General features: G+C 48.9%; 2 protein-coding genes. One reads left to right on the top strand and one right to left on the bottom strand.

The features are described 5' to 3' along the window. A partial coding sequence (adhP, locus tag ACTHUT_RS19470) for an alcohol dehydrogenase AdhP (protein WP_440419477.1) occupies positions 1-684 on the top strand: 684 nt, incomplete at its 5' end. A gap of 66 nt (positions 685-750) precedes the next feature. On the opposite strand, the gene ACTHUT_RS19465 is transcribed toward adhP, so the two are convergent. Further along, positions 751-1,674 (bottom strand): RluA family pseudouridine synthase, encoded by a 924-nt coding sequence (locus ACTHUT_RS19465; RefSeq protein ID WP_250600002.1) that lies wholly within the window; start codon positions 1,672-1,674, stop codon positions 751-753. Positions 1,675-1,866: the final 192 nt, after the last annotated feature.

Below are 1,866 nucleotides of genomic sequence, written 5' to 3'. Positions count from 1 at the left end.
ATGGCGACCCACTGTATCGTGAGTGCCGATTATGCGGTCAAAGTCCCTGAAGGTTTGGATCCTGCGCAAGCTTCCAGCATTACTTGTGCCGGTGTAACCACTTATAAAGCCATTAAAGTTTCCGGCGTTCGTCCGGGCCAATGGATTGCAATTTACGGCGCAGGCGGTTTGGGCAACTTGGCGGTTCAATACGCGAAAAAAGTATTTGGCGCACACGTTGTTGCCGTTGACGTCAACGATGAAAAACTGGCTTTTGCCAAAGAAACCGGTGCGGATTTGGTAATCAATGCCGCCAAAGAAGATGCGGCTCAAGTCATCCAAGAGAAAACCGGCGGCGCACACGCAGCCGTTGTCACAGCCGTATCCGCCGCTGCCTTCAACTCAGGCGTTAACTGCGTCCGCGCAGGCGGTCGTGTTGTTGCAGTCGGCTTGCCGCCTGAGTCTATGGACTTGTCTATCCCTCGTTTGGTATTGGACGGCATCGAAGTGGTCGGCTCTTTGGTCGGTACCCGCAAAGATTTGGAAGAAGCATTCCAATTCGGCGCAGAAGGCTTGGTTGTGCCTAAAGTCGAATTGCGTGCTTTGGATGAAGCGCCTGCCATCTTCCAAGAAATGCGCGAAGGTAAAATTACCGGCCGTATGGTGATTGATATGAACAAAGAGTGCAGCTGCATTCATCACTAATCAGATTTTGTGACAAAAAGGCCGTCTGAACAATTTCAGACGGCCTTTTTTATTGGATTGGATAACTTAAAGCGCAAAACTGCTTTCAAATACGCGGATTTCTCCGCTGACAGGATCGGTGAACTCTATTCTTTTAGCCAGAAGTTTTAAAGGTTTGTCGTAGTCTTCATCACCGGCCGCCAATGGGGTAGGGTAAAGCGCATCGTTCATCAGCGGCATGTTCAAACTCATCATATGCACGCGCAGCTGGTGTTTCTTTCCGGTATGCGGCGTGAGGCGGTAGAGGCTGAATGCGCCGCGGTTTTCGATAAGCTCGATGGTTGTGTGGGCGTTGGGTTCGCCTTCCGTTTCACGCGTGAGGAAGAATTTTTCGCCGCGTTCCATTCGTGACGAAATATCCAGCGGATAGTCCAAATCCGTCCGCGTTGGCGCCATCGCTTCATAGGTTTTTTGGACAGTTTTTTCTTGGAACATGGTCTGATAATCGCGACGCGTAGCGGGGTTGAGCGAAAGCAGCATAACGCCTGCCGTATCTTTGTCCAAGCGATGAATCGGCGTAATGTCTTCAACATTCAAATGCTGCAATTCCGGCCGCAAACGCAGGCGCGTTAGCAGGGTTTCCCGCAAAAACCTGCCGCTGGGGATAACGGGCAGAAAATGCGGTTTGTCCACCAAAAGCAAATGCTCGTCAATATGTAAAATCTTTTCATCAAACGGAATACGCGGCTCGCTCTCACGGCTGGTTTCACGGTAATAAAACATCGTCTTGCCGGGCTCAAACAAGGTATTTTCATCAAACGGCACGCCATCCGCGCCCACCACAAAACCGCTGTTCAGCCGTCGCCGCCAGTTTTCTTCGCCGACAAAGGGAAAATGAGCGCATAAAAAATGCAGCAGCGGCAAGCCGTAAAACTGTTTTTCATGCGGCAAAACCAAGTAGCTGGGTTTGACACCGTCTAAAAGGGGGAGGGGATTGGTACGTTTTTTCATGCGGCGGATTGTACTCGGTTTTTAGGATTTTTTCAGACGGCCTTGTTTTTATGGAAAATAAGTTTCTAATAATAGATATGTATTGATGCAGGTTTTGTGTTTAAATAGATTCTTCAAACGAGCAGAGAAACTGGTTTTGTTTGAGCTTGCTTTTATGGCATGAATTGAAGAAATGATAAAGAAGCAATATCT

The sequence above is a fragment of the Neisseria sp. P0022.S010 genome, from assembly GCF_051956635.1.
Note: the sequence above shows the minus strand (reverse complement) of the source record. Positions and strands in the feature narration are given on the sequence as shown.

What these genes read in the sequence shown, in the direction of transcription:
- ACTHUT_RS19465 (WP_250600002.1), bottom strand. Translation starts at nt 1,674, where the DNA reads ATGAAAAAACGTACCAATCCCCTCCCCCTTTTAGACGGTGTCAAACCC.